At 52.4% G+C, this 21,676-nt stretch carries 18 protein-coding genes and 2 tRNA genes; 6 read left to right on the plus strand and 14 right to left on the minus strand.

Annotation, left to right across the window (positions count from 1 at the left end):
- Nucleotides 1-119: 119 nt before the first annotated feature.
- The 9 genes from mraY to mraZ all read right to left on the minus strand — a co-directional run bounded on the left by mraY (nucleotide 120) and on the right by mraZ (nucleotide 8,943).
- Nucleotides 120-1,202 carry a phospho-N-acetylmuramoyl-pentapeptide-transferase gene (mraY, locus tag ACNAU7_RS07135; protein ID WP_003689450.1) on the minus strand — a complete coding sequence of 361 codons (1,083 nt, stop codon included), beginning with the start codon at nucleotides 1,200-1,202 and terminating at the stop codon, nucleotides 120-122.
- A gap of 93 nt (nucleotides 1,203-1,295) precedes the next feature.
- Entirely contained in the window at nucleotides 1,296-1,472 is a 177-nt protein-coding gene (locus ACNAU7_RS07140) for a hypothetical protein (protein WP_002218790.1), read from the minus strand.
- Nucleotides 1,473-1,474: 2 nt separating this feature from the next.
- On the minus strand, nucleotides 1,475-2,833 hold the full coding sequence (locus ACNAU7_RS07145; RefSeq protein ID WP_416301765.1) for a UDP-N-acetylmuramoyl-tripeptide--D-alanyl-D-alanine ligase: 1,359 nt from the start codon (nucleotides 2,831-2,833) through the stop codon (nucleotides 1,475-1,477).
- Nucleotides 2,834-2,863: 30 nt separating this feature from the next.
- Nucleotides 2,864-3,877: a hypothetical protein gene (locus tag ACNAU7_RS07150; protein ID WP_096109020.1), complete on the minus strand. Its 1,014-nt coding sequence runs from the start codon at nucleotides 3,875-3,877 to the stop codon at nucleotides 2,864-2,866.
- Between the two features lie 58 nt (nucleotides 3,878-3,935).
- Nucleotides 3,936-5,414 (minus strand): UDP-N-acetylmuramoyl-L-alanyl-D-glutamate--2,6-diaminopimelate ligase, encoded by a 1,479-nt coding sequence (locus ACNAU7_RS07155; protein WP_416301766.1) that lies wholly within the window; start codon nucleotides 5,412-5,414, stop codon nucleotides 3,936-3,938.
- 24 nt (nucleotides 5,415-5,438) lie between these two features.
- Nucleotides 5,439-7,184, minus strand: coding sequence for a peptidoglycan D,D-transpeptidase FtsI family protein (locus tag ACNAU7_RS07160; protein WP_416301767.1), 1,746 nt, complete (start codon nucleotides 7,182-7,184; stop codon nucleotides 5,439-5,441).
- Nucleotides 7,185-7,244: 60 nt separating this feature from the next.
- Complete coding sequence (gene ftsL / locus ACNAU7_RS07165; protein ID WP_002220363.1) at nucleotides 7,245-7,508, minus strand: cell division protein FtsL; 264 nt, start codon at nucleotides 7,506-7,508, stop codon at nucleotides 7,245-7,247.
- Between the two features lie 23 nt (nucleotides 7,509-7,531).
- Nucleotides 7,532-8,491 (minus strand): 16S rRNA (cytosine(1402)-N(4))-methyltransferase RsmH, encoded by a 960-nt coding sequence (gene rsmH / locus ACNAU7_RS07170; protein WP_308028396.1) that lies wholly within the window; start codon nucleotides 8,489-8,491, stop codon nucleotides 7,532-7,534.
- Nucleotides 8,488-8,943 carry a division/cell wall cluster transcriptional repressor MraZ gene (gene mraZ / locus ACNAU7_RS07175; RefSeq protein ID WP_308028395.1) on the minus strand — a complete coding sequence of 152 codons (456 nt, stop codon included), beginning with the start codon at nucleotides 8,941-8,943 and terminating at the stop codon, nucleotides 8,488-8,490. Before mraZ ends, rsmH begins: the two co-directional genes overlap by 4 nt.
- A gap of 278 nt (nucleotides 8,944-9,221) precedes the next feature.
- On the opposite strand from mraZ, the gene ACNAU7_RS07180 reads away from it, so the two are divergent.
- From ACNAU7_RS07180 to ACNAU7_RS07190, 3 genes are all read left to right on the plus strand, one after another.
- A complete protein-coding gene (locus ACNAU7_RS07180) occupies nucleotides 9,222-10,439 on the plus strand; it encodes a class I SAM-dependent methyltransferase (protein WP_416301768.1) in 1,218 nt (405 codons plus the stop codon).
- Nucleotides 10,440-10,570: 131 nt separating this feature from the next.
- Nucleotides 10,571-10,647, plus strand: a tRNA-Met gene (locus tag ACNAU7_RS07185).
- Nucleotides 10,648-10,653: 6 nt separating this feature from the next.
- Nucleotides 10,654-10,729: transfer RNA gene (locus tag ACNAU7_RS07190), tRNA-Ala, on the plus strand.
- A 186-nt stretch (nucleotides 10,730-10,915) separates the two neighbouring features.
- Here ACNAU7_RS07190 and ACNAU7_RS07195 read toward each other — a convergent pair.
- The 5 genes from ACNAU7_RS07195 to ACNAU7_RS07215 form a co-directional block, all read right to left on the minus strand.
- On the minus strand, nucleotides 10,916-11,737 hold the full coding sequence (locus ACNAU7_RS07195) for an undecaprenyl-diphosphate phosphatase (protein ID WP_416301769.1): 822 nt from the start codon (nucleotides 11,735-11,737) through the stop codon (nucleotides 10,916-10,918).
- A 34-nt stretch (nucleotides 11,738-11,771) separates the two neighbouring features.
- Complete coding sequence (locus ACNAU7_RS07200; RefSeq protein ID WP_416301770.1) at nucleotides 11,772-12,416, minus strand: thiol:disulfide interchange protein DsbA/DsbL; 645 nt, start codon at nucleotides 12,414-12,416, stop codon at nucleotides 11,772-11,774.
- Nucleotides 12,417-12,418: 2 nt separating this feature from the next.
- Nucleotides 12,419-13,282, minus strand: coding sequence for a cell division protein FtsN (gene ftsN / locus ACNAU7_RS07205; protein WP_416301771.1), 864 nt, complete (start codon nucleotides 13,280-13,282; stop codon nucleotides 12,419-12,421).
- Between the two features lie 105 nt (nucleotides 13,283-13,387).
- Complete coding sequence (locus ACNAU7_RS07210; RefSeq protein ID WP_416301772.1) at nucleotides 13,388-14,884, minus strand: YifB family Mg chelatase-like AAA ATPase; 1,497 nt, start codon at nucleotides 14,882-14,884, stop codon at nucleotides 13,388-13,390.
- 13 nt (nucleotides 14,885-14,897) lie between these two features.
- Nucleotides 14,898-15,218 carry an accessory factor UbiK family protein gene (locus ACNAU7_RS07215; protein WP_013448488.1) on the minus strand — a complete coding sequence of 107 codons (321 nt, stop codon included), beginning with the start codon at nucleotides 15,216-15,218 and terminating at the stop codon, nucleotides 14,898-14,900.
- A 54-nt stretch (nucleotides 15,219-15,272) separates the two neighbouring features.
- Between ACNAU7_RS07215 and ACNAU7_RS07220 the strand changes: the two genes are divergently transcribed.
- The 3 genes from ACNAU7_RS07220 (at nucleotide 15,273) to putA (ending at nucleotide 21,085) form a co-directional block, all read left to right on the plus strand.
- Nucleotides 15,273-15,443: a hypothetical protein gene (locus ACNAU7_RS07220; protein ID WP_416301773.1), complete on the plus strand. Its 171-nt coding sequence runs from the start codon at nucleotides 15,273-15,275 to the stop codon at nucleotides 15,441-15,443.
- 259 nt (nucleotides 15,444-15,702) lie between these two features.
- A complete protein-coding gene (gene putP / locus ACNAU7_RS07225; RefSeq protein WP_025457831.1) occupies nucleotides 15,703-17,229 on the plus strand; it encodes a sodium/proline symporter PutP in 1,527 nt (508 codons plus the stop codon).
- Nucleotides 17,230-17,479: 250 nt separating this feature from the next.
- On the plus strand, nucleotides 17,480-21,085 hold the full coding sequence (gene putA / locus ACNAU7_RS07230; protein ID WP_416301781.1) for a bifunctional proline dehydrogenase/L-glutamate gamma-semialdehyde dehydrogenase PutA: 3,606 nt from the start codon (nucleotides 17,480-17,482) through the stop codon (nucleotides 21,083-21,085).
- The last annotated feature ends 591 nt before the right edge of the window (nucleotides 21,086-21,676 follow it).

The following is a 21,676-nucleotide window of genomic DNA, read 5'->3' on the forward strand; positions in this document are numbered from 1 at the left end:
CTCCTATTTCGGTGAGGGGCGGTTTTTCAGCCGCCGTTAACGATATGGCGGGGTAGATTGCCGCCGCAGGTTTATTGCGCGTTCAAATGCCGTCTGAAAGGTGTTCAGACGGCATAGGTTCAGCGGATTTTGAGGGTACTCAAGCCGATTAACACCAAGACAATGGTGATAATCCAGAAACGGACGACGACTTGGGTTTCTTTCCAGCCTTTTTGTTCGTAGTGGTGGTGGATGGGCGCCATCAGGAAGATGCGTTTTTTGGTTTTCTTATACCAGCCGACCTGAAGCATGACGGACACGGCTTCGACGACGAACAGACCGCCCATAATCACTAAAACAAATTCTTGGCGGACGATGACGGCAACGGTACCGAGCGCGGCACCCAATGCCAATGCGCCGACGTCGCCCATGAAGACTTGCGCGGGATAGGCATTAAACCACAAGAAACCGAGGCACGCGCCGCACATAGCGGTGCAGAATATAGCGACTTCGTTCGCGCCGGCGACATAGGGAAGCTGGAGGTATTGGGAAAATTGGTAGTGTCCGCTGACGTAGGCGAAAATGGCGAGCCCGGCAGCAACGAGGACGACGGGGAAGGCGGCAAGGCCGTCCAAGCCGTCGGTGAGGTTGACGGCGTTGGATGTGCCGACGATGGTCAGGTAAGACAACACCAAAAAGCCGACCACGCCCAGCGGCAGGGCGATTTGTTTGAAGAACGGGACAATCAAAATATTGTTGGCGGAATTGGCGGCAAGGTAAAACAATGCCAAACCGGCGATAACGGCAACGCTTGACTGCCACACCATTTTGAATTTGGCGGACACGCCGTTGGGGTCTTTATAAACGACTTTGCGCCAGTCGTCGTAAAAACCGAGCGCGCCGGTGGCGAGCAATACGCCCAAGAGAATCCAGATATACGGGTTCGCCCAGTTGCCCCACAACAGGGTGGACACGGTAATGGCGGTCAGAATCAGCGAGCCGCCCATGGTTGGCGTACCGTTTTTGACGAGGTGGGTTTGCGGGCCGTCGGTACGCACTGCCTGCCCGCATTTGAGCGCGGTCAGCCTGCGTATCGTCCACGGGCCGAACATCAGGGAAAACGCCAAGGCGGTCAACGCCGCCATGACGGCGCGGAATGTGGTGTATTGAAAAATATTCAGGCCGGTTAACCAGTTGCTGAAATGTGCGAGCCATAAAAACATGGGGCTTCCTTTTTTTGTTTTTGTCGTTACATGGGCTTGCGCCCGTTTAAGGTTTGCTTGCCGTCCGACAAGGTTTCGGACGGCTTTTGCAGATTAACGTGCAGGGACTTTCTCAATCACGCAAATCGGGTAACTCCCCGGATTTTTACCGCCGCCCAAGTCTAAACATAAATCTTCATAAAGATACGCCTGCGTCCGCATTCCGGCATAAAACGCGCCGACCAGCGCGGCAATCAGCAATAAGGCTTTAAAAAAACGTCGGCTTTTCATTTTCACTTATCCTCCAATGCCTCGACCACTTCTTCCATCTGCATAAAGCGCGAACCTTTCACCAACACGGTGGCGCGTTCGGGCAAATCGTGGCGCAGCACTTGAATCAACGGGTCTTTGGCGGCGAACCACAAACCGTCCGCGCCAAATTTTTCCGCCGCTTCGACGCTGTTGTCGCCGACAAAATAAGCCGCTTCGATACCTTGGTCGCGGGCGTACGCGCCGACTTCGGCGTGCATGGCGGCGGCTTCGTCCTCGCCCAGTTCGCCCATATCGCCCATTACGAAAATACGCGGCGCAGGCATACGCGCCAACACGTCAATCGCGGCTTTCATACTGTCGGGATTCGCGTTGTAGGTATCGTCAATCAGGATTGCATCTTTGATACCGGATTTGACGTTCAGACGGCCTTTGATATTGCTGAAGCCTTGCAAACCTTCCGCCACATCGTCCAAACTCAAACCCGCAGCCAAAGACAGCGCGGCGGCAGCGGCGGCGTTGTGGACATTGTGGCGGCCGGGAACAGGCAGCACCACGGCTGCGCGTTCGTCGCCGCACACCAAATCAAATTCGCACGACAACGGTTTCAGCACGATATTTTCCGCATGGACATCGCCGCTATCGACGCCGAAAGTGCGCGTATTCAAATTAAGCGTTGCCGTTTTGAAGACAGCCATATTGGCATCTTCTTGAGGAATCAGTGCAATGCCGTCTGAACATAAGCCTTGATAAATCTCGCTTTTCGCTTTGGCAATATCGCCCACTCCGTCAAAACCGCAGCCGATATGGGCGCGCAGGGCATTGTTGGCCAATGCGGCATCAGGTTTGGCGATTTGCGTTAAAACCGCCAGTTCGCCAAAATGGTTCATACCCATTTCAATCACGGCATAGCGGTGTTTTTCGTTTAATTTCAATAAAGTCAGCGGCAGCCCGATATGGTTGTTGAAATTACCCGCAGTCGCCAACACGGCATCATCACCGAAACGGCGGCGCAATACCGAAGCCAGCATCTCCTTTACCGTCGTCTTGCCAACCGAACCGGTAATGCCGAACACAAACGGATTCACATTTTCACGCCACGCCTTTGCCAGCGTTTGCAATGCGGCAAGCGTGTCATCGACTTTCAACGCGCCATCCATTGCAGCACAATCTTCGCGCGAAACCACAACCGCCGCCGCACCTGCGGCCAATACGTCTTCAACAAAATCATGCGCGTCAAACCGCTCGCCCGCCAATGCGAAAAACACATCGCCTTCCTGAATATCGCGGCTGTCGGTTACGATGCGCGACACGGGTTTGTTTTCAGACGGCATCGGAAGGTTGAGGGCTTGGCAGATGAAATTTAAATCTAGTGGTTTCATGGTTTCTTCCGTTTGTTTTTTCAGGCGGCCTCACATAACCGTCTGTAAATGTTTCATCATAGATTTAGGTGTAACAAAAGTTAAACCGTACATACTGCCCAATGCCGCCGCCTGACTTTCCTCTAAATCGGCAGCCAGTATCACAAAGCGTTCATCCGGCAAATTCAACCGTTTTTTCAAACGTACATATTTTTCAATGTCCCGTCTGAATTCCCCTGATTTACATTCCACCACAACCGGCTCTTTACCCATCGGTAAAAATACGACATCCAACTCCTGTTTATCTTCATTGCCGAATTCGATTTTCACATTTCTAGCGCAAGAAAAAGCATAATCCTTGCCTTTTTGTTTTGCTTCTTCAAGCATTTTGCCCAAGGCAAACCATTCAAGCCAACCGCCGCAAAAAAAGTGTTTGATGGCAGTGGCACGTTGCAGGTTCAAGCGGACAATTTTTTCCTGTTTCTGATAAAAATACTTAGAAAACAGAGTATGGCTATAAAATTGCCGGCATAGGTTATTCATTGTCTGCCCGTCTTTTTGCGACATTTTGCCGATATCCAAACTAATGCTTGTGTGGTTGTGGCCGTATGCCCGAATAATCTGGCCCAACATATTTTTAGTAATCTGATAATTACCGCCCAATTTAGCGGCAGCCTCATCAAAAAAACCGCTCATATTGACCGCCTGCAAGTTAAACATCGGCACAATATTGGCCCGGGCAAACCATTGGCGTATCGGTTCATGCTGTTTTTCAGTAGCCAAAATGTCGGTTTCCGATAAATTAACGCCTGTCAGCAGATTATAATTCTGGTTTTCCGAACCGGTATCTTGTTGTGCATTTTCCTCACCGCCGTCTTCCTGTTGCTTCAAAGCCTGCAATTCCCGGTTTACCGAGAAATAACGTTCCAACAATTTACTGACAAAAAATAAAGTGTCGTAAACCCTAACCGGAGCCGTGCATTTTGGACAAGCAATTTCACTCATTCCGGATTCGTAGTAATGCTCATTCATGCAACCGCATTTATTGCAACGGTAAATACCCATTTTTTTTCCTTAGATTCAGATTACATAAATCAAGATTCATAATGTTTCAGACGGTCTTTCATCCCCGCCCCGCCAACGCTTTTTCCGCAACTTCAAAATCGGAAAAATGGTGCTTCACGCCTTGTACATCCTGATAATTTTCGTGTCCTTTGCCGGCAATCAGGATGATGTCGTTTGCGGCAGCGCGTCCGACTGCATAACGGATGGCGGCGGCGCGGTCGGCTTCGACGCATTCGGGCGCGGGAACGGCAGGCAGGATGTCGTTGATGATGTCTTGCGGATTTTCCAAGCGCGGGTTGTCGCTGGTTACGACGACTTTATCCGCGCCCTGTACGGCTGCCGCGCCCATCAGCGGGCGTTTGCCGCGATCGCGGTTGCCGCCGCAGCCAAATACGCACCACAAAGCCGCACCCTGCGGTTTGATTTCCTGCAAGGTGGAAAGTGCTTTTTCCAATGCGTCGGGCGTGTGGGCGTAATCGACAACGACCAAAGGTTTGCCGCTGTTCATAATGCAATCCATACGGCCTGAAGCAGGACGGATTTTTGCCAGCACATCCAATACCTTATCAAGCGGATAGCCGTTAGCGCACAGCAAGGCGATGCAGGCGGCGAGGTTTTGCGCGTTGAAGCGTCCGAGCAGGCGCGTGCGGCATTTCCCTTCACCCCACGGGGTTTGGAATACGGCTTCCATGCCGTCTGAAGAAGCGGTGAAGTCGGTAATGCAGATGTCGGCGTGTTCGCTGAAGCCGTAGCCGTAAACAGCCAAATCGGGGCAGTCTTTTTTCAGACGACCTACGAGTTCTGCGCCGTATTCGTCATCCACGTTGATAATGGCGTGCTTCAAGCCGTGCCAGTAAAACAGGCGCGACTTGATAGCGCCATAAGCTTCCATCGTGCCGTGGTAGTCGAGGTGGTCTCGGGTGAGATTGGTGAAGATTGCGCTGCAAAACGGCACGCCGTTGACGCGCGATTGGTCAAGACCGTGGCTGGAGACTTCCATCGCGGCGGCTGTTGCACCTTGCCGGCGGAAACGGTAGAGCAGGGTTTGGACATCGACGGGGGCGGGGGTGGTGTGCGTGGTTTCTTCCAATGCACCCCAAAAGCCGTTGCCGACCGTGCCGATAACGGCGGTTTTTTCGCCCAACAAATCGGCGGCTTGTGCCAGCCATTGTGTGATGGAGGTTTTGCCGTTAGTGCCGGTTACGCCCCAGACTTTGAGGCCGTCTGAAACATTACCGTAAACTTGCGCCGCCAACATACCGGCTCGGTGTTTCAAATCTTTAATGCCTTGATTGGGGACTTTCCATTCGGGATTCCACGCAAATTTGCCGTCGTCGTCCCAAAAAACAAAAGCCGCGCCGTTGGCAACGGCGGCGGGGATATAACTGCGACCGTCGGCATATTCGCCCTGACAGGCAACGAAAATATCGCCTTGTTTGATTTGGCGGCTGTCTGAATGCAACAAACGCCCTGCCGCGTTTGCACACGGCAGAGGCGGAAAGTCGGTTTCAGCCAAAGGGGTTAACTTGCTGAACATAAAACAATCTCGTTGATACTCGGATTAAGACGATGTTTTGACGGCAGCGGCGGTCAGGGGCTTGGTCGGGGAAACGCCCAAGATGTTCAGGCTGCCGCTCATGACTTCTTTGAATACGGGACCGACAACCACGCCGCCGTAATAGCCGTTGGCAGTCGGTTCGTCGATGGTAACAGCCACAATCACGCGTGGATTTTTAGCCGGAGCAAAACCGATGAACGTACCGACGTGTTTGTTGTCCACATAGCGGCCATTAACCAGTTTACGCGCCGTACCGGTTTTCGCACCTACGTCGAAACCATCCACAGCACCTGCAGTACCGGTACCGCCGGCTTCAGTAACGGAAACCATCAACTCGCGCACTTTTTTCGCAGTAGAGGCTTTGATGACACGCTTGCCTTTAGGGGCAACTGCTTGTTTTTCAAAGCTGACCGGCAATAATTCGCCGTCATGTGTCAACATGGTATAAGCTCGCGCCAATTGCAACAGGCTTAATTGCAGGCCATAACCGAAAGACATGGTTGCCTGTTCGATTTTTTGCCATCTGCGCCAGCTTCTCAACAAACCTGCAGTCTCGCCAGGAAAGCCTGAATGCATGCGTACGCCCACACCTAAATCGTGATAGAAATCGTACATTTCTTTAGGCGTAAACATGGCAGAAAGTTTACTGGTACCGACGTTGGAAGATTTTTGCATAATGCCGCGCACATCCAAAGTAGGATAAACGTGGGTATCTTGCACGGTAGCCGGACCGATTTTGTAAGGCAGGGTATTGAACGTATCGGTTGCATCCACTTTGCCGGAATCCAATGCTTTGGCAATGGTAAACGGCTTCATGGCAGAGCCGGGTTCAATCATATCGGTTACGGCGCGGTTGCGGCGCTGTTCGCTATTGGCCTGACCCGGTTGATTCGGATCGTAAGCCGGGCTGTTGACCAAAGCCAAAATCTCGCCGGTTTGCGCATCCAATACCACAACCGCACCCGCTTTGGCTTTGTGATAAGCCACAGCCTTGTTCAACTCGTCATAAGCCAGCGTTTGAATACGCTGATCCAAAGACAAAATCATGTCTTGGCCGTTTTTAGGCACGCTGTTGCGTGGAGAGTCGAGGCTGTCTACGATATTGCCCTTGTTGTCGCGCAATACGACTTTCGCACCATCCTCACCGCGCAGGCTGTCTTCACGGGAAAGCTCCAAGCCTTCCTGACCTTTGCCGTCGATATTGGTAAAACCGATAACGTGCGCAAACAGATTGCCCATCGGGTAATGGCGTTTTAATTCTTTTTCAAATACAAAGTTTTCCAAACCCAAGGCTTTGACCTCTTCGGCAACCTTGGGATCGAGCTGCCGCTTGATCCAGATAAACGACTTGCCTTTCTGTTCGAGTTTGCTCCTTAAAACATCGACCGGCACATCGACAAGCTCGGACAGGCGTTCCAATTGAGCGGCAGACGGCATTTCCTTCATATCTTTAGGCACGACAAACAGGGACTCCGTCGGCGCACTCAACGCCAAAACCGCACCGTTCCGGTCCGAAACCGTACCGCGTGTAGCCGGCAATGTTTGAGTCCGCACAATCCGGTTGTCGCCCTGTTCTTTCAAAAATTCATACGTTACCGTCTGCAGATACAGTCCGCGGGCAATCAAACCGGCAAACAAGACCGCCATTGCCATCAGGACGAAGCTGATCCGTCCGTTACTGGTCATCGGCTTTTTGACCTGCTCTTCTTTGGGCAGCATCCGGGGCTTATATTCGCTCTTAATCAACATTTTTACTTCTCGTTATTATTATCCTGACGCAGGAATCCGATTCCGGCACACAGGCTGCTTCTATCTTTGATGTTCCACCATAAAGGTATTGCCCGAAACCGGCGGATGGAGGTTTTGTTTTTCTGCCGCCGCCCTGATCGCTTCGTGGTTCGCCAAACGCGCCTGTTGCAGCCTCATTTGCGCATAATCCTGCTCCAAGGCGATTTCCTGTTTTTTCGCCTTGTCCAAAGCTGTGAAGTTGAGCCTGTACTGGTTTTGCTGCATCACAACGGAAAAAGCGGAAACACACACTGCAAGCAGCAGAAGGAAATTCAATTTGTTCATTGCCGTTCAGACGTTTTTCTCTGTTATTGTTCCGGTATCGGACCGGCAGTCCGCTCCGCCACACGCAAAACCGCACTTCTCGCCCTCGGATTGGCGGCAATTTCCGCCTCACCCGGCTTTAATGCCCTGCCCACGATTTTCAGGGGCGGCTCGGGCAAATCCGCTTCCCTGACCGCCACCCAGCGCGGTAGGGGCGCGTGTTGCGAATATTTTTTGACAAACTGCTTCACAATGCGGTCTTCCAACGAATGGAAAGCAATGACCGCCAAACGTCCGCCCTGTTTCAGACGACACATGACCTGCGGCAATACTGCCCCTACTTCTTCAAGCTCGCGGTTAATAAAGATGCGGACCGCCTGGAAAGTACGTGTTGCAGGATCTTGCCCCCGCTCACGAGTACGGACGTTTTCCGCCGCAATCTTCGCCAACTTGCTGGTTGTATCAATGGGGTTTTCTGTCCGTTGTGCAACAATGGCGCGCGCAATCTGACGGCTAAACCGCTCTTCACCATAATTCTTGATTACCTCGTGCAAATCCTGTTCCGACGCAACCGCTATCCACTCTGCGGCAGACATACCGCGCGTCGTATCCATACGCATATCCAAAGGGGCATCGAAACGGAAGCTGAAACCGCGGCTGCCGTCATCGATTTGCGGAGACGAAATCCCCAAATCAAACAGCGCACCGTCCACCTTGCCGATACCCAAATCATCCAATGCCGTCTGAAACGAAACAAAACCACCATGCACGACACCGACCCGTTTGTCCGAACGCGCCAGCTCTTCTGCCACAGCAATCGCCTGCGGGTCTTTATCGAAAACAATCAGCCGCCCCGCATCGCCCAAACGCGACAAAATCAGCCGGGAATGCCCTCCCCTGCCGAACGTACCGTCCACATAGATACCGTCTTCGCGCACGGCAAGCGCATCCACCGCCTCATTCAGCAAGACTGTGATATGCCGGTAACTTTCTGCTCCAATCACAATTGCAAATCCGTCTGACTCAACTGGAAGGCAAGTTCGTCAGGATCGTCATCCAAAGCCTGAACCATCTCAGCCTCCCACTGCTCGCGACCCCAAAGCTCCAAACGGTTGGCACGACCGACCAAAACGACTTCACGGTCGAAATCCACCCTCTTCCTCAGTCCGGCAGGAACCAGCACCCGACCGGCGCTGTCCCATTCCAAAATTTCCGCGTTATGCAGCAGAAGATTTTGAAACCGCCGTAAAACAGGGTTATCCGCCACTTTTAAATTTAAAAGTTGCGCCGCAACCTTTTCCCACTCCGCAACAGGGTACATCAACAGCTTATGTTTCGACTCGAGCGTTACCACTACGGCAGGCGTATAGAGGCGCGACAGAATGTCGCGGAATTTGGCAGGAATAGCCAACCGCCCCTTACTGTCGATGCTTAATTCGTGTGCGCCGCCGAACATGACATGTCCCAAGCCGAAATCAAAATCACAAGGGTAAAAGAGACACTTTGCCCCACAATTCCCCACCAATCGACACTATAAGAAATTTTAAACACTCGGTCAAATCAGGGCATGAAAACTCATTAACATATCTAAAATTTTTATTCCGTTTAAAAACAATAAGATAAAAAATGACGACAACGGCACGGCGGGTACCGTACGGAGTGGCCGAACCAATAAACAACTATATATGATTGATTTAATAATATAAGCACAATATATAGTATTAAGATAAAGTCATGACAGCACCAGTACCAACGTGTAATATGTCGGGAAATCCAATAAATTTACACAAGCTAACACTTATCATGCCCCTCCCCTCCCCCTCTCCCGAAGCACGGCAATCCTCGCTCAAACTGCAAACCCTCATCACCGAAGAAATCGGCAAACACGGCAATTGGATTCCATTTTCACGTTTTATGGAATTGGTTTTATACGCTCCGCAATACGGCTACTATACCGGCGGCAGCCATAAAATCGGCAATAACGGGGATTTTATTACCGCACCGGCACTCACCCCTCTGTTTGCACAGACACTGGCACGCCAACTTCAAGAACTCCTACCCCAAACGGCAGGCAATATCTACGAATTCGGCGCGGGAACCGGTCAGCTTGCCGCCGATTTGTTGGGCAGCATTCCAGACGGCATTAACCGTTACTATATTATTGAAGTATCGCCGGAGCTGGCTGCTCGCCAGAAAGACCTGATTCAGACCCTCGCACCTCAAGCCGCCCAAAAAATTGTCCACTTATCTGCACTTCCGGAAACATTTGACGGCATCATCATCGGTAACGAAGTACTCGATGCCATGCCTGTCGAAATCATCCGTAAAGATGAAGGCGGCTCATTCGAGCATGTCGGCGTTTGCCTGGATAATGACCGTTTTACCTATTCGGCACGACCGCTGCACGACTTGCAGCTATCTGCCTTGGCTTCCCTCTACTTCCCAAAAATAAGTTCCCCCTATACCAGCGAACTACATCCGCAACAATATGCCTTTATCCGCACCCTTGCCTCAAGACTCGAACACGGCTGCATGATATTCATCGACTACGGTTTTGATGCAGCGCAGTATTACCACCCTCAACGCAATCAAGGTACTCTGATCGGACACTACCGACATCACGTTATCCACAATCCTTTTGACTTCATCGGATTGGCCGATCTGACCGCACATGTCAACTTTACCGACATTGCACAAGCAGGGACGGATGCCGGATTAGATTTGATAGGTTACCTTCCCCAATCCCATTTCTTATTGAACCTGGGCATTACCGAGCTATTGGCACAGACGGGGAAAACGGATTCGGCAGCCTATATCCGTGAAGCCGCCGCTGTTCAAAAACTAATCGATCAACATGAAATGGGAGAATTGTTTAAAGTCATCGCATTCGGTAAAAATATCAATATTGATTGGACAGGATTTTGTTTTGGCGACATCTGCCACAAACTCTAATCCTCATGCCGTCTTAACCATTTTCAGACGGCATAAAATTTTTAATATTTAAAAACAGGACACTAATTTAAAATTAGAAAATACGGCTTGTCAAAAAAACAAAAAAACATATAATAGCGACTTCACGAAACGGCGAATTAGCTCAGTCGGTTAGAGCAGAGGAATCATAATCCTTGTGTCCGGGGTTCGAATCCCTGATTCGCCACCATATTTCGGGGGTATAGCTCAGTTGGTAGAGCGCTTGCATGGCATGCAAGAGGTCAGCGGTTCGATCCCGCTTACCTCCACCAGATAAAAAAGCACAGACCATAAAAAGGTATGTGCTTTTTTATTGCCTGATTTCCGGAAAATAAAGAACAAACCACTGACTTCAAAACAGGCAATCAACTTTAAACCTATTGCCCCGCCTGTCCTGATTTTATCAGCCCGCCAGACAAACCCAACCCGAATAATGTCTTCAGGTCGGGTTTATGGTTTCATTCCCAACTTATCCAGCCTGACAGCCACAATATAATGATGGCAATACCAAAAACAATACGGTAATAGGCAAAAGGAATATAATTTTTCTTAGAAACAAACCTCAACAACGCTTTTACCGCTACCAAGCCTGAAACAAAGGCAGCAACAAAGCCAATCAAAATCAAACCGATATCATGTAACGTGAAAAACCGGTAATGTTTCAGGACATCATAAGCCGTTGCTGCAACCATCATCGGAACGGCCAAGAAAAATGAAAACTCCGTTGCCGTTTTCCGCTCGATTCCCCAAAGCATCCCGCCCATAATCGTACTGCCCGAACGGGACGTACCTGGAACCAGTGCAAACACTTGGGCAACGCCGATCATCAACGCATCAATCGGACGCAATGCATCAACATCGACAATTTTAGGCTCTGCTCGGCTTTGGCGTTTCTCCACCCACAAAATAAAAAAACCGCCCAAAACCAGCATGACTGCAACACTCAAGGGGTTAAACAGATACTCTTTGATTTGTTTGCCGAACAACAGCCCCATCACGGCGGCAGGTATAAAAGCAATGGCAAGATTAAGGATGAAACGGTTGGCTTTCCGGTCTTTTCCCAAGCCATGCAACACATTGCTGAAACGCTGCCGGTATTCAAACACTACCGCCAAAACCGCACCGAGCTGGATGGTAATTTCAAAAACCTTGTGATTGCTGTGAAAACCAATCAGATTGCCGAACACAATCAAATGTCCGGTACTGGAAATAGGCAGGAATTCGGTAAAACCTTCTACCAAACCCATCATCAGGGCTTTCAGGACAATCATAAAATCCATTGCTTGGTTTCTTTCAGGTGTATGATGGATAAGGTTATTTTTGCGTAGAACGGTTTGACAGTTTGCGTTCTTCCCTGACTTTGGCAACCAATTCTTTAATCGTATGAACGCCACCGTCAAAGCCATTATTGAAGATAACGCGGTATTTTCCGCCGACAATAACGGTCGGCGTGCTGTCAATACCGTATTGTTCCGTCAGTTTCTGCATTTTTAATGCTGCGGCGGCGGCCTCGGGAGAATCATAGGCGCGCATCAGTTTTTTGCCGTCAAAGCCTTTTTGAGACAAAGCCCATTTTCCGGCAACCGACCTGTTTTCCAAGCGGATTTTTTGTTCGTAAACTGCTTTAAACACGGCAGGGTTTGCCTGATATTTCAAACCTGACAAATTGACGGCGGCCGCCATCCTGGCCAGACCGAGCATTTCAGGCTGCCAGACCACGTGCTCCGTCCTCAAATAGGCATCAGACGGCAATGCCTTGCCCAGTTTCAATAACAAAGGATCGAAATGATGACAATGTACGCAGAAATAGCCGAAAAATTCCAAAACCTCAATTTTGCCCGACTGTTCTTGAGGAATGGGTTTATCCAACACAAGATAGTCTTCCCCTTCCATCAGGGCATATGCCTGCGCGGACAACACTGCCGACAGCAGCAGCGGCAACAGATGTTTGAGTTTCATAATTATTTGCCTTCAATCGCACGGATCAGGCTGGCGACCCCGTGCTTTTTCAACTCGTCCTGCATTTTTTTCACCGCATCGGCAGACATATTGCCGCTTTGCACGCGGTAAAGTGTTTTATGTCCCGCCTGATAGCCGACCACCTTGGAAGATATGCCCAAGATTGCCAGTTTGGCACGCTGCCCTTCCGCGCTCTGACGGTCGGCATACGCGCCCATTTGCAGATAATGCGTTGCTTCCGCCTTGGCGGGCGTGTTCGGCTTCTGCCCTTCTTTGGCGGCGGCACTGCGCGCTTTTTCGATGCTGCCGCTGTTGAGGATTTGTTCCGGGGTCGGTTTGGGTGCAACTTTTTCCTTTTCCGCCTTTTTCTCTTCTTTTGAAGCTTTTTTCTCTGTTTCTTTAGACGGTTTTACCGCTTGTTTTTTAACCGTTTCGGCATCTTTCTTCTGCGCTTTTTCCCCAACGGTTTGTTCACGCTCTTCCGTCAGTGCTTTCTTGCGCACTGCCTGTCCGTCCGACTTTTCCCGCTCCGACTCGCCCGCCTTTTCCTCAACCTCGTCGGCTTTGTCGGCAACGGGCTGCTTGTCGGCAGCTTTTTCCGCATCCGACTGCTCTGCCTCTTTCGCAGCATCCAGTTCGGACAAGGCGTTTTGATCGGCCGGTTCAGGTTGGATGTCTTCCTTAGGCTGGTTTTTCGGTTTCAGGATTTCCGTTTCTGCAGGCTGCTTCGACGGAATCGGGATTTTGAACGCATTTTGACTGCTCTGGTTCAGATAAAACAAAATACCGGCAATAATGACCGTTGCCAGTATCAAACCGAAGAAAAAACCGGACAGACCTTTTCCGGATTGGGAAAATTTGTTCATAAACATACCTTAATGTGTTTCAGACGGCATTAACGCCGTTTGCTTACGGGCGGATATTCTAACAATATCGCCATATTTGGGCAAAACCTGCTTCCATTCCCGTTCCTATAAAGCACGGCGGAAACCTATGGCTTTCATGACGTGGCTTCTGCCGACTTCTTCGTCGCCCGACAGGTCTGCCAGCGTCCGTGCAACACGCATGATGCGGTGAAAACTGCGGGCGGAAAGAGACAATTTTTCCAGCAGGCTGCCCAAGGCTTCCTGCGCTTCTTTTTGGATGCGGGCGGACGTATCGAGTTCACTGACGCTCAAGGCGGCATTCACTTTGCCTTGCCGCGCGTATTGTTTGTCGCGGGCGGCGATCACGCGCGCTAACACGCGTGCGCTGCTTTCCCCTGCTTCCTGCTGCATCAGTTCGGCGGCGGACAGGCTGGGGACTTCGATGGTCAAATCGATGCGGTCGAGCAGCGGGCCGGAAATCTTGCTGCGGTAACGCGCGACGCTTTCGGGCGTGCAACGGCAGGGTTTGATGGGATGCCCGAGATAACCGCAAGGACAAGGGTTCATGGCGGCAACAAGTTGGAATTTCGCCGGATAGACGGCTTGGCGCGCCGCGCGGGAAATGTGGATTTCGCCGTTTTCCAAAGGTTCGCGCAACACTTCCAAAACTTTGCGGTCGAACTCGGGCAATTCATCCAAAAATAAAACGCCGTGATGCGCCAATGAAATTTCGCCCGGACGCGGATCCGAACCGCCGCCGACCATAGCCGCCGCGCTGGCGCTGTGATGCGGACTGCGGAAAGGACGGTTGCTGTCGAGTTGTTGCTGGTGGTTGGGCAGGAGCGAACGCAATGCCCAAACTTCAACCAATTCGTCTTCGGTCAGCGGCGGCAGGATGCCTGGCAGCCGTTGGGAGAGCATAGACTTGCCCGTTCCCGGCGGACCCATCATCAAGAGGCTGTGTCCGCCTGCGGCAGCGATTTCCAAAGCAAGGCGGGCAGTGTGCTGACCTTTCACATCACACAAATCAGGTTGTCCGCCATGTTCAGACGGCATTTGAGGAACTTGGCATTCGGTTTGCGCCAAAGGTTCGATGCCGTTCAAATGGGCGGCGACTTCGCCCAAAGAGCGCGCGCCGTAAACGGTAATGCCGCGCATCACGGCGGCTTGTCCTGCGTTTTCTTCAGGCAAAACAAATGCACGTTTTGCCTGCATACCCTGCCACGCCATTGCCAACGCGCCGCGCACGGGGCGCAACAGCCCCGACAGTGCCAATTCCCCCGCAAACTCGTATTCCGCCAGCTTTTCGGGCGCAACCTGCCCCGATGCGGCAAGGATGCCGATTGCAATCGGCAAATCGAAACGCCCCGACTCTTTGGGCAGGTCGGCGGGGGCGAGATTGACGGTGATTTTTTTGGCGGGAAACTCGAAGCCGCTTTGGATGATGGCGGCACGGACGCGGTCGCGGCTTTCCTTTACTTCCGTATCGGGCAGTCCGACGATGTTGAAATGCGGCAGGCCGTTGGCAAGGTGGGCTTCCACTTCGACCAACGGCGCATTCATACCGCTCAAGGCGCGGCTGTAAACCAAGGCGAGCGACATATTTCAGACGGCCTTATTCGCCGGCTGCGGTTTGCTGCCTGATTTCGGCGGCGGCTTCTTCGGTAGCGGCTTCAGCCGCTTCCAATGCTGCCCGTTCGGGATTTTGCGCGGCTTCGAGTTTCGCCAAACGCGCTTCCAAAGCCGCCAGTTTGGTACGGGTTTTAATCAAAACCTGCTGCTGGATGTCGAATTCTTCGCGCGTAACCAGATCCATACGGTTGAACGCGCCGCCCAACATCGCCTTAATATTTTTTTCCACATCTTTGGCAGGGCTGTTGGCGATGGTTTCGCTGATTTTCGAGCCGACTTCCTCAAAAAGCTGTTTACCGAACATAATCTGTATCCTTCCTGAACATATTAAATTCAAACGGCTATTGTATAAGGAAAAATGCCGTCTGAAAACGGGCGGCAGGTTATCCACGGTAAATCTGCCTCACTTCCTTCGCGGTTACTAAATTACACTTCAAGACACCTGCCGGCAGAAAACGGTTTTCATATTCAGCACCCCTTTTTAACTACAAGACACTACAAAATAACATACTGTTTTAAAAATATTTAATACCGAGAGATGGATTTTCCTCATCTTTTTTGAACCATAAATGCTTTGCAAACAAAAAAATTTGGGTTATGCTGAACCAAATTATTTACAATTTCATATAGTTTCATTACATATCTTATTGTGATTGAAGATAATTTATCCGAATCCCCTTTCGGGTGTCCGGATTTTCCGTTGTACTTTTATTAGAAAAACATTTCAGGCGCAAATTGCTTGCAATTTCAAAGCCTGTAATTCTGAAGTTTTAGACGAGGAATAGCACATGAATCCCATGTACATCACTTTTGCAATCTATTTGGTTGCAGTCCTTCTCATCGGGCTTGCCGCTTATTTTTCCACGCGCAATTTCGACGATTATATTTTGGGCGGGCGCAGCCTGGGCCCGTTTGTTACGGCGATGTCGGCAGGAGCGTCCGATATGTCCGGCTGGCTTTTGATGGGTCTGCCGGGCGCGATTTACCTGAGCGGTTTGAATGAGGCTTGGATTGCCATCGGTCTCTTGGTCGGCGCGTATTTCAACTGGCTCTTGGTGGCGGGCCGCCTGCGCGTGCATACCGAATATGCCAACAATGCGCTGACGCTGCCGGATTATTTCTTCCACCGCTTCGGCGCGGGCGGACACTTGATGAAAGTGGTTTCCGCACTGATTATCCTGTTTTTCTTCACGATTTATTGCGCCTCGGGCATTGTGGCGGGCGCAACCCTGTTCCAAAGCCTGTTTGAAGGTATGACTTACAATCAGGCAATGTGGCTGGGCGCGGGCGCGACCATCGCCTATACCTTCTTGGGCGGCTTCTTGGCGGTCAGCTGGACGGATACGTTACAGGCTTCTTTGATGATTTTCGCCCTGATTTTAACGCCGGTGATGGTCTATCTGGGCTTGGGCGGCGCGGAACAGATGTCTGCCGCGATTCAAAACGTCGCCGCAGGCACGGGCAAAGAATACGGCAGTCTGTTTGCCGGTACGACCGTCATCGGCATCATTTCCACCGCCGCATGGGGCTTGGGCTATTTCGGACAGCCGCACATTTTGGCGCGCTTTATGGCCGCCGAAAGCGCGAAATCGCTGGTATCCGCACGCCGCATCGGCATGACTTGGATGGCGTTGTGCCTTGCGGGCGCGGTAGCGGTCGGTTATTTCGGCATTGCGTATTTCGGTGCAAATCCCGACAAAGTTTCTTCTATGAGCGGCAACCACGAACGCATCTTCATCGCGCTTTCCACCCTGCTGTTCAACCCTTGGATTGCCGGCATTATTTTGAGCGCGATTTTGGCGGCGGTGATGTCCACCCTGTCCTGCCAGCTTTTGGTTTGCTCCAGCGCGATTACCGAAGACTTCTACAAAGGCTTTTTGCGTAAAAACGCGCAACAGTCGGAACTGGTATGGGTCGGCCGCCTGATGGTCTTGGCGATTGCCGTGATTTCCATCCTGATTGCTTCCGATCCGAACAGCAAAGTATTGGGACTGGTGTCTTACGCGTGGGCAGGTTTCGGTGCGGCATTCGGCCCGATTGTGATTCTGTCCGTATTGTGGAAACGCATCACTGCCTACGGCGCGTTGTCGGGTATGGTTGCAGGTGCCTTAACCGTAGTCGTATGGGCGGAATGGGTAAAAAAACCGGCTCAAGCGGCAGGCGAAAACGGCTTGTTGACGATGTACGAAATCGTCCCGGGCTTTATTGTTTGCTTAATCATTGCCGTGTTGGTTTCCCTGTTCAACAAAGAACCTTCGCGCGAAATCCAAGAACGTTTTGAAAAAGCCGACGCAGATTACCGCGCCGCCCGATAAACCCCTTTCAGACGGCACGGCATCCCGGTTCGTGCCGTCTGAACCCGTTTCCGGGTCAAACACAAATAAACCTTGCCTGCATACAGGCCTTATTTGTGTTTTACCCGTTTCATTTTCAAAGAAACGGAAGCACCTACCCTGCCCGCATTTGAAGCCTTGTATTTCATCTGCGGATTTATTACGATATTACCGTATTCAGGCCGCACCGATGCCGTCTGAACCCCCCGAAAAACTTTGGAGAATCCAAAAAATGTTTCATTTTGCATTTCCGGCACAAACTGCCCTGCGCCAAGCGATAACCGATGCCTACCGCCGTAATGAAATCGAAGCCGTACAGGATATGTTGCAACGTGCACAGATGAGTGACGAAGAGCGCAACGCCGCCTCCGAGCTTGCCCGCCGTTTGGTTACCCAAGTCCGCGCCGGCCGCACCAAAGCCGGCGGCGTGGATGCGCTGATGCACGAGTTTTCACTCTCCAGCGAAGAAGGCATCGCGCTGATGTGTCTGGCAGAAGCCCTGCTGCGTATCCCCGACAACGCCACGCGCGACCGCCTGATTGCCGACAAGATTTCAGACGGCAACTGGAAAAGCCATTTGAACAACAGCCCTTCCCTCTTCGTCAACGCCGCCGCCTGGGGCCTGCTGATTACCGGCAAACTGACCGCCACAAACGACAAACAAATGAGTTCCGCACTCAGCCGCCTGATCAGCAAAGGCGGCGCACCGCTCATCCGCCAAGGCGTGAATTACGCCATGCGCCTCTTGGGCAAACAGTTCGTCACCGGACAGACCATTGAAGAAGCCCTGCAAAACGGCAAAGAACGCGAAAAAATGGGCTACCGCTTCTCCTTCGATATGTTGGGCGAAGCCGCCTACACCCAAGCCGATGCCGACCGCTACTACCGCGACTATGTCGAAGCCATCCACGCCATCGGCAAAGATGCGGCAGGACAAGGCGTTTACGAAGGCAACGGCATTTCCGTCAAACTCTCCGCCATCCATCCGCGCTACTCGCGCGCCCAACACGGCCGCGTGATGGGCGAACTGTTGCCACGCCTGAAAGAATTGTTCCTTTTGGGCAAAAAATACGATATCGGTATCAACATCGATGCCGAAGAAGCCAACCGCTTGGAGCTGTCTTTGGATTTGATGGAGGCACTCGTTTCCGATCCCGATTTGGCAGGCTACAAAGGCATCGGTTTCGTTGTCCAAGCCTATCAAAAACGTTGTCCGTTCGTTATCGACTACCTGATCGACCTTGCCCGCCGCAACAACCAAAAACTGATGATCCGCCTCGTCAAAGGCGCGTATTGGGACAGCGAAATCAAATGGGCGCAAGTGGACGGCTTGAACGGCTATCCGACCTACACCCGCAAAGTCCACACCGACATCTCCTACCTCGCCTGTGCGCGCAAACTGCTTTCCGCGCAAGACGCGGTATTCCCGCAATTTGCCACGCACAACGCCTACACCTTGGGCGCAATCTACCAAATGGGCAAAGGCAAAGATTTTGAACACCAATGCCTGCACGGTATGGGTGAAACCCTGTACGACCAAGTCGTCGGTCCGCAAAACCTAGGTCGCCGCGTGCGCGTGTACGCCCCGGTCGGCACACACGAAACCCTGCTCGCCTACTTGGTGCGCCGCCTGTTGGAAAACGGCGCGAACTCATCTTTCGTCAACCAAATCGTTGATGAAAACATCAGCATCGACACGCTCATCCGCAGCCCGTTTGACACCATCGCCGAACAAGGCATCCACCTGCACAACGCCCTGCCGATGCCGCGCGATTTGTACGGCAAATGCCGTCTGAACTCGCAAGGCGTGGACTTGAGCAACGAAAACGTATTGCAGCAGCTTCAAGAACAGATGAACAAAGCCGCCGCGCAAGACTTCCATGCCGCATCCATCGTCAACGGCAAAGCCCGCGATGTCGGCGAAGCGCAACCGATTAAAAACCCTGCCGACCACGACGACATCGTCGGCACAGTCAGCTTTGCCGATGCCGCGCTTGCCCAAGAAGCGGTTGGCGCAGCCGTTGCCGCGTTCCCCGAATGGAGTGCGACACCTGCCGCCGAACGCGCCGCCTGCCTGCGCCGTTTCGCCGACCTGCTCGAACAGCACACCCCCGCGCTGATGATGCTTGCCGTGCGCGAAGCGGGCAAAACGCTGAACAACGCCATTGCCGAAGTGCGCGAAGCCGTCGATTTCTGCCGCTACTATGCAAACGAAGCCGAACACACCCTGCCCAAAGATGCCGAAGCCGTCGGCGCGATTGTCGCCATCAGCCCGTGGAACTTCCCGCTCGCCATCTTTACCGGCGAAGTCGTTTCCGCATTGGCAGCCGGCAACACCGTCATCGCCAAACCTGCCGAACAAACCAGCCTGATTGCCGGTTACGCCGTTTCCCTGATGCACGAAGCGGGCATTCCGACTTCCGCCTTGCAGCTTGTCCTCGGTGCAGGCGATGTCGGCGCGGCGCTGACAGGCGATCCACGCATCGGCGGCGTGATTTTCACCGGCTCGACCGAAGTGGCGCAACTGATTAACAAAGCCCTTGCCAAACGCGACGACAGCCCCGTCTTGATTGCCGAAACAGGCGGTCAAAACGCCATGATTGTCGATTCCACCGCGCTGCCCGAGCAGGTTTGCTTGGACGTGCTCAACTCCGCCTTCGACAGCGCAGGACAACGCTGCTCCGCCCTTCGCATCCTTTGCGTTCAAGAAGATGTTGCCGACAAGATGCTCGCCATCATCAAAGGCGCGATGGACGAATTGGTCGTCGGCAAACCCGTTCAGCTCACTACCGACGTAGGCCCCGTCATCGATGCCGAAGCGCAGCAAAACCTGCAATCGCACATCAACAAAATGAAAGGTGTTGCCAAGTCTTACCACGAAGTCAAAGCCGCTTCCGACGTTGATTCTGCGAAATCCACCTTCGTACTGCCGATTTTGTTCGAGCTCAACAACTTGAACGAACTCACCCGCGAAGTCTTCGGCCCGGTGTTGCACGTTGTCCGCTACCGAGCCGACGAGCTTGACCAAATCATCGACCAAATCAACAGCAAAGGCTACGCGCTCACCAGCGGCGTACACAGCCGCATCGAAGGCACGGTCAAACGCATCCGCGAACGCATCGAAGCGGGTAACGTTTACGTCAACCGCAACATCGTCGGCGCGGTCGTCGGCGTACAACCGTTCGGCGGACACGGCATGTCCGGTACGGGTCCGAAAGCAGGCGGCTCTTTCTACCTGCAAAAACTGACCCGCATCCCCGAATGGGTCGCCCCGCCGCTGAGCCGCATCGGACAAGCGGACGAAGCCGCGCTCAAACGCCTCGAAGCCCTGATTCACAAGCTGCCGTTTAATGCGGAAGAGAAAAAATCAGCGGCATCGGCATTGGGACACGCCCGCATCCGCACCCTGCGCCAAGCAGAATCCGTCTTGGTCGGCCCGACCGGCGAACGCAACGCCCTGAGCTGGCGCGCGCCCAAACGCGTCTGGGTACACGGCGGCAGCCTCCTGCAAGCCTTCTGCGCCCTGACCGAACTTGCCGCCGCAGGCATCCAAACCGTCGTCGAAACCGACAGCCCGCTTGCCGCCTACACCGCCGACCTCGAAGGCCTGCTGCAAGTCAGCAGCAAGCCTGAAAACACGGGTGTTAACCACGTTGCCGCCCTAAGCCCGCTGGACAGCAGCCGCAAGCAAGAGCTGGCAAACCGCGACGGTGCACTCATCCGCATCCTCCCGTCCGAACAAGGCTTGGACATCCTGCAAGTGTTTGAAGAAATCTCTTGCAGCGTCAACACCACAGCCGCTGGCGGCAACGCCAGCCTGATGGCTGTTGCCGACTGATTTTGCCGATCGGAAATGCCGTCTGAAAACCTTTCAGACGGCATTTTTGATGCACTTACCGTTTACAGGCGCAGGGCGGGCGTAAGAAAATACCTGAACCGTCATTCCCGATAACACCGTCATCTTGAAACCCGTCATTCCCGCGCAGGCGGGAATCTAGGTCTGTCGGTGCAGGAACTTATCAAATAAAATGGCTTCTTCAACCCTGCGTTCTAGATTCCCACTTTCGTGGGAATGACGGAATGTAGGTTCGTGGGAATGACAGGATCAGGTTTCCGTGCGGATGGATTCGTCATTCCCGCGCAGGCGGGAATCCGGAAACTCAAAGTTGCAAGAATTTATTAGAAATGGCTGAAACTCAACAAACCTGGATTCCCGCTTTCGCGGGAATGACGCGGAAAAGTTGCTGTGATTTCGGATAAATTTTCGCAACGCTTAATTTCCGTTTTACCCGATAAATGCCCGCAACCTCAAATCCCGTCATTCCCCAAAAACAAAAAAATCAAAAACAGAAATCCCGTCATTCCCGCGCAGGCGGGAATCCGGGAACTCAAAGTTGCAAGAATTTATTAGAAATGGCTGAAACTCAAC

Source organism: Neisseria sp. LACPHL-SPEC-2024-00856 (assembly GCF_047915665.1).
In the GTDB taxonomy this organism is placed as follows: Bacteria; Pseudomonadota; Gammaproteobacteria; order Burkholderiales; family Neisseriaceae; genus Neisseria; species Neisseria polysaccharea.

Excerpts from the sequence above, each read along its gene's own strand:
- mraY (WP_003689450.1), bottom strand. The coding sequence starts at position 1,202 with ATGTTTTTATGGCTCGCACATTTCAGCAACTGGTTAACCGGCCTGAAT.
- ACNAU7_RS07140 (WP_002218790.1), bottom strand. The coding sequence starts at position 1,472 with ATGAAAAGCCGACGTTTTTTTAAAGCCTTATTGCTGATTGCCGCGCTG.
- ACNAU7_RS07145 (WP_416301765.1), bottom strand. The coding sequence starts at position 2,833 with ATGAAACCACTAGATTTAAATTTCATCTGCCAAGCCCTCAACCTTCCG.
- ACNAU7_RS07150 (WP_096109020.1), bottom strand. The coding sequence starts at position 3,877 with ATGGGTATTTACCGTTGCAATAAATGCGGTTGCATGAATGAGCATTAC.
- ACNAU7_RS07155 (WP_416301766.1), bottom strand. The coding sequence starts at position 5,414 with ATGTTCAGCAAGTTAACCCCTTTGGCTGAAACCGACTTTCCGCCTCTG.
- ACNAU7_RS07160 (WP_416301767.1), bottom strand. The coding sequence starts at position 7,184 with ATGTTGATTAAGAGCGAATATAAGCCCCGGATGCTGCCCAAAGAAGAG.
- ftsL (WP_002220363.1), bottom strand. The coding sequence starts at position 7,508 with ATGAACAAATTGAATTTCCTTCTGCTGCTTGCAGTGTGTGTTTCCGCT.
- mraZ (WP_308028395.1), bottom strand. The coding sequence starts at position 8,943 with ATGTTCGGCGGCGCACACGAATTAAGCATCGACAGTAAGGGGCGGTTG.
- ACNAU7_RS07180 (WP_416301768.1), top strand. The coding sequence starts at position 9,222 with ATGACAGCACCAGTACCAACGTGTAATATGTCGGGAAATCCAATAAAT.
- ACNAU7_RS07195 (WP_416301769.1), bottom strand. The coding sequence starts at position 11,737 with ATGGATTTTATGATTGTCCTGAAAGCCCTGATGATGGGTTTGGTAGAA.
- ACNAU7_RS07200 (WP_416301770.1), bottom strand. The coding sequence starts at position 12,416 with ATGAAACTCAAACATCTGTTGCCGCTGCTGCTGTCGGCAGTGTTGTCC.
- ftsN (WP_416301771.1), bottom strand. The coding sequence starts at position 13,282 with ATGAACAAATTTTCCCAATCCGGAAAAGGTCTGTCCGGTTTTTTCTTC.
- ACNAU7_RS07210 (WP_416301772.1), bottom strand. The coding sequence starts at position 14,884 with ATGTCGCTCGCCTTGGTTTACAGCCGCGCCTTGAGCGGTATGAATGCG.
- ACNAU7_RS07215 (WP_013448488.1), bottom strand. The coding sequence starts at position 15,218 with ATGTTCGGTAAACAGCTTTTTGAGGAAGTCGGCTCGAAAATCAGCGAA.
- ACNAU7_RS07220 (WP_416301773.1), top strand. The coding sequence starts at position 15,273 with ATGCCGTCTGAAAACGGGCGGCAGGTTATCCACGGTAAATCTGCCTCA.
- putP (WP_025457831.1), top strand. The coding sequence starts at position 15,703 with ATGAATCCCATGTACATCACTTTTGCAATCTATTTGGTTGCAGTCCTT.
- putA (WP_416301781.1), top strand. The coding sequence starts at position 17,480 with ATGTTTCATTTTGCATTTCCGGCACAAACTGCCCTGCGCCAAGCGATA.